The sequence below is a fragment of the Streptomyces sp. URMC 124 genome, from assembly GCF_051386455.1.
In the GTDB taxonomy this organism is placed as follows: Bacteria; Actinomycetota; Actinomycetes; order Streptomycetales; family Streptomycetaceae; genus Streptomyces.
In genome coordinates, this window is record NZ_JBPQTS010000262.1 from 1 (window position 1) to 4,967 (window position 4,967).

Consider the following 4,967-nt stretch of genomic DNA (forward strand, 5'->3'; position numbering starts at 1 on the left):
GGCGGCGGACCGTAAGGGATCCGCCGCCCGCGCAGGAGGCCGGGCGGCCTGCCGGACATCAGCCGAGCTTGCTCGACTTCCAGTTCCAGCTGCCCGTACCGGAGTCGATGCTGTCCCAGACCTTGGCGGGGGCGTCGAAGCCGGCGCCGTTGCTGGTGAACTTCCAGACGGCCGTGCTGTTGCGCCCGTCCTCCGTCCGGCCCTGGTTGTAGAGGACGCCGAGGTCGGTCTTGCCGTCGCCGTCGTAGTCACCGGCGACCAGCTTGCTGGCCTCGGAGTTCCAGCTGTCGGAGCCGTTGTCCCAGAGCTTGACCGGCTTGGTGAAGCCGTTGCCGGTGCTGGTGAACTTCCAGACGGCGGTGCTGTTGCGCCCGTCCTCGGTCCGGCCCTGGTTGTAGAGGACCGACAGGTCGGCCTTGCCGTCGCCGTCGAAGTCACCGACGACGGGCTTGGAGCGGTTCCAGTTCCAGCTGCCGGTGCCGGAGTCGACGCTCTCCCAGACGCGCTGCGGCTTGTCGAAGCCCTTGCCGTTGCTGCCGAACGTCCACAGCGCGGTGTGGTTGACGCCCTTGTCGTCCTCGCCGTTGTCGTAGAGGACGCCGACGTCGGTCTTGCCGTCACCGTTGAAGTCACCGGCGACCGCCTTGCTGCGGTCCCAGTTCCAGCTGCCGGTGCCGGCGTCCACGCTCTCCCACGTGCGCACCGGCTTCTCGAAGCCCTTGCCGTTGCTCGTGAACGCCCACAGCGCGGTGTGGTTCACGCCCTTGTCGTCCTCGCCACCGTTGTACAGGACGCCGACGTCGGTCTTGCCGTCACCGTTGAAGTCGCCCGAGGTGACCTTGGAGCGGTTCCAGTTCCAGCTGCCGAACCCGGAGTCGACGCTCTCCCACGTGCGCACCGGCTTCTCGAAGCCCTTGCCGTTGCTGGTGAACGTCCACAGCGCGGTGTGGTTGACGCCCTTGTCGTCCTCGCCACCGTTGTAGAGGATGCCGATGTCGGCCTTACCGTCGCCGTTGAAGTCACCGGCGGTGACCTTCGAGCGGCTCCAGTTCCAGCTGCCCGTGCCGGAGTCGGCGCTGTCCCACACCTTGACGGGGTTGCTGAAGGACTTGCCCTCGCTGTAGTACACCCACAGGCCCGTACGGTTACTGCCGTCCGACTCCTGGCCGTAGTTGTAGAGGACGGCCATGTCGGCCTTGCCGTCACCGTTGAAGTCGGCCTTGTACGTGGAGTTCGACTCGCCGTTGGTGGTGATGATCTCGGCGCGGGTCGTGCCCGTGGTGCCCGCGGTGTCGGTGGCCTCGACGGTCAGGATGTGCTTGCCGTCGGGCACGCTCGCGGAGTCGAAGGAGAAGCCGTACGGCGCCTTGGTGATCTTGTCGCTGACCGGCTCGCCGTCCACGTAGTACTGCACGGAGGCCACCGGGTACGTGCCCTGCGACGCCGAGGCGCTCAGCTGGGAGACGCCGGAGACGGTCTTGCCGGGCAGGCCCTTGAGCGAGACGCTCGGCGGGGTGGCGTCCTGGAACTTGGGCGAGATGTAGCCGCTGATGCGCTGGCCCCAGGGGGCGCTGCCCACGGCGTAGCGCGTGGTGCTGGCCTTCGACACGCGCCCGGGGTAGCCGCCCTGGTTGCCGCCGGTGATCGTGACCTGGCCGTCGGAGACGTCCGTGACCATGGCGACGTGGTCGGCGTAGCCGTTGCGGTAGTTGTAGACGACCGCGTCGCCCACGTGCGGGGTGCTCGAGAGCGTGCCGTACTTCTGGCCGTACTCGTAGAAGCTCGCGGCGCCGTCCGTGAGCATGCTCGTGCCCCGGATGTTGGCCTTGGCCCACACCCAGCCGACGAAGTCCGCGCACCACGCGTGGTCCTGGCCGCCGTGCCCGTCGCAGCTGTTGCTCTGGCTCAGGCCGTTGTCGTAGCCGCCGTTGCCGCACGGGCCCTTGCCGAGCTCGCCGAGCGCGGCGGAGGCGAGCATCTCCTGCGGGGAGGCGGCGTAGGCGGCGGGTGCGCCGGTCAGGCCGCTGAAGGCGGCGACGGTGAGAAGGGAGGCGACGCCGGTAGCGGCGGACTTACGGGTGATTCTGGACATGACGAAGAGGCCTTTCGGGGCGGTGTACGCGGGCGAGGGGCATCAACGGCGAAGGACCGGAGCCGCCTGAGGCCGGCGCGCTGCCCCCGGGACATGCCGGGGACTAGTGGGGGACTGCTGGGAACTGCTGGGGACTGCTACGAACCCCTACGGGTCACTGCCAGATCATGTCGCCGGCGGCGACACCCGGCGCGGAGGCGGCACCGGGGGCGGTGGCGGCGGCGATGCGGGAGCGGTTCATGGTGGAGTCCTCGGCTTCGGTTCGTGACCATGCGCGGCCCCCGAGAGGGGGCGCATGGAAGGTGCTGGAACCGGACCCACGTCCCGCGGTGGCGTTGGCCGGCTGGTGCCCGCCGGGCGGTGTTCCCTGCTGGCAATAACTAGCTTCGTCGCAGGTCAGACATGGTGGAAGCCATTTCGCGTGGACAAAATCGGCCTTGGACGGAATGGTCCACGAAGCCCGTCCCGGGCCCTAGGCCCATTCCTGAAAGGCGGTGACGAGCGGGACCTCGGCGCGGACCGTCTCCCAGCCCCGGAACCCCGGGACCTCCGCCAGCGCCCGCGCGCAGGCGGCGGCCGCCTGCGCCTCGGCCCGGTGCAGCCCGTCGGCGAGGACGTACACGACCAGTACGGGCCCCTGGGGTGCGTGCAGGCGGCTGACGACGTGCTCGACTCCTTCTTCCCGCCGCGCCAGGCGGCGCACCGCGTCGCCGGCGGCCTCGGGGAACTCTGCGCCTTCCGGCGCCCGGAGGTGTACGTGAACGATGTACATCCTTCGAGACTCGCAGGCGCCCCGCCCGCTCGGCGCCCGAAGGCGCGGACGGTTTATGACATGACCGATTCCGGCCTTTCGCCAGGGTGCCCGACGACCCGTCAGACGTGTCTGGGATGATCACCTACTTCGCGCAATGCGACGATATAAGTGGGGTGAGTGTGCTTCAGGCACTGGGAATGGACACGTCGGCGGAGCAGGTCTACCGGGCGATGCTCGCCCATCCGCAGGCAGGGGTGGCGGAGCTCGCCACGCGGCTGGGCGTCCGTGAGGAGGAGGTCCGGCACGGCCTCGACGTCCTGGCCGACCTGACGCTCGTCCGCCCGTCCGCCGAGCGGCAGGGGCAACTGCGCGCGGTCTCCCCGGAGATCGGCATGGAGCTCCTCGTCGCACGGCAGCAGGCCGAACTGGCCGCCCAGCAGCAGCGCGTGGAGTCGTCCCGGGTGGCCGCCGCCCAGCTGATCGCCGAGTACGCCGAGCTGCGCCCGGCCACGGCACAGCAGGGCGTGGAGCAGCTGACGGGCCTGGACCGCATCCGAGACCGGCTCGCGCTCCTCACCCAGGAGACGGCCACCGAGGTCATGACGTTCGCCCCCGACGGCGGACACTCCAAGGAGAGCATCGCCGCCGCCCGGCCCCTCAACCGGCAACTGCTGGGCCGGGGCGTGCGGATGCGCACGATCTATCTGGACAGCGTGCGCAACAGCCCGGAGACCGTGGAGTACGTCGACTGGCTCACGGAAGCGGGCGGACAGGTCCGCACCGTGCCCTCCCTCCCCATCCGCATGATCATCAGCGACCGGACCAGTGCCGTCATCCCCGTCAGCGGCGACGACCCCTCGGCCGGCGCGCTCCTGCTCACCGGCCACGGCGCGCTCACCGCGCTCTGCGCGCTGTTCGAGAGCGTGTGGGCGTCGGCACAGCCCCTGGGCCGCGCCAGGGCGAAGGACGAGCGGGGCCTGACCGGCCAGGAGGCCACGGTCATCCGGCTGCTGGCCCTGGGCCACACCGACGAGGCCATCGCCAAACGGCTGGGGGTGTCCCCGCGCACGGCGCGGCGCATCGCGACGGACCTGATGGAGCGGCTCGGGGCGCACAGCCGGTTCGAGGCGGGCGTCAAGGCGGTGCGCCGGGGCTGGCTGCCGGCGCACGACGACTGACGAGGACGGCTCAGCAGCCCGGCCAGTCGGGCTTGCGCTTCTCGTTGAACGCGGCGACGCCCTCGGCGCGGTCACCGGAGAAGGCCACGGTCCGCCAGGCGGCGTCCTCGACCTCCAGCCCGGCCCGCAGATCCAGGCCGTGCCCGAGCCGCAGCGCGCGCTTGGCGGCCCGCAGCCCCACGGGCGAGTTCGCGGCGATGCGCGTCGCCAGGGCGAGGGCCTCGGTCCGGTCCTGCCCCTCGGGGACCAGCTGATCGACGAGCCCCAGGGCCCGCGCCTCCTCGGCCTCCACGCGCCGCGCACTGAAAATGAGCTCGGCGGCCCGGGCGGCCCCCACCCTCCGGGGCAGCAGCTGCGTCCCGCCACCCCCCGGAATGACGCCCACCGACACCTCGGGAAGCCCCACCACGGCCGTAGCGTCCGCCACGATCACGTCGCAGGACAGAGCCAGCTCGAAGCCGCCTCCGAGAGCGAACCCGTGCACGGCGGCGATGGTGGGCATCGGAAGCTCCAGCACGCCGGTGTACGCGGCACGGGCGTGGGGCCGCTGCCGCCCCAGATCGGCATCCGTAAAGGAATTCCGCTCCTTCAGATCCGCACCCACGCAGAAGGCACGCTCGTGCGTCGACGTAAGAACGACGGCCCGCACGGAATCGTCGGCAGCAAGAGAGCCGGTGGCCTCGGCGATCCGGCGGGCCACTTCGCTGGACACGGCGTTCATGGCCTTGGGCCGATCCAGTACGAGCTCCGCGACGTGGCCGTGCCGCCGCACCACGATCCACTCGCCGAAACGCTGCTCGCTCATCGCCATCACCCTCCGGGTTAACGCCTGTAAACGTGCGAGACCCGATCATGCCGTGCACGCACCCGGCAGGGCCAGACCCGCACGGAGGGGTCAGCTGACGGATCGCCGGTGCCGGTGCCGGTGCCGGTGCCACATCGG

4 protein-coding genes are annotated in these 4,967 nt (G+C 70.6%); 1 reads left to right on the forward strand and 3 read right to left on the reverse strand.

Translation table 11 applies throughout. From position 1 onward, the window contains the following. Positions 1-58 precede the first annotated feature (58 nt). The gene (locus tag ACSNOG_RS31755) at positions 59-2,092 is read right to left on the reverse strand and encodes an FG-GAP-like repeat-containing protein (protein ID WP_436756164.1); all 2,034 of its coding nucleotides are present in this window, start codon (positions 2,090-2,092) and stop codon (positions 59-61) included. Positions 2,093-2,564: 472 nt separating this feature from the next. Next, positions 2,565-2,864: a hypothetical protein gene (locus tag ACSNOG_RS31760; protein ID WP_436756165.1), complete on the reverse strand. Its 300-nt coding sequence runs from the start codon at positions 2,862-2,864 to the stop codon at positions 2,565-2,567. Positions 2,865-3,025: 161 nt separating this feature from the next. Between ACSNOG_RS31760 and ACSNOG_RS31765 the strand changes: the two genes are divergently transcribed. Then, on the forward strand, positions 3,026-4,024 hold the full coding sequence (locus ACSNOG_RS31765; RefSeq protein ID WP_436756167.1) for a LuxR C-terminal-related transcriptional regulator: 999 nt from the start codon (positions 3,026-3,028) through the stop codon (positions 4,022-4,024). Between the two features lie 10 nt (positions 4,025-4,034). Here ACSNOG_RS31765 and ACSNOG_RS31770 read toward each other — a convergent pair whose 3' ends face one another. After that, on the reverse strand, positions 4,035-4,829 hold the full coding sequence (locus ACSNOG_RS31770; protein ID WP_436756166.1) for an enoyl-CoA hydratase/isomerase family protein: 795 nt from the start codon (positions 4,827-4,829) through the stop codon (positions 4,035-4,037). Positions 4,830-4,967: the final 138 nt, after the last annotated feature.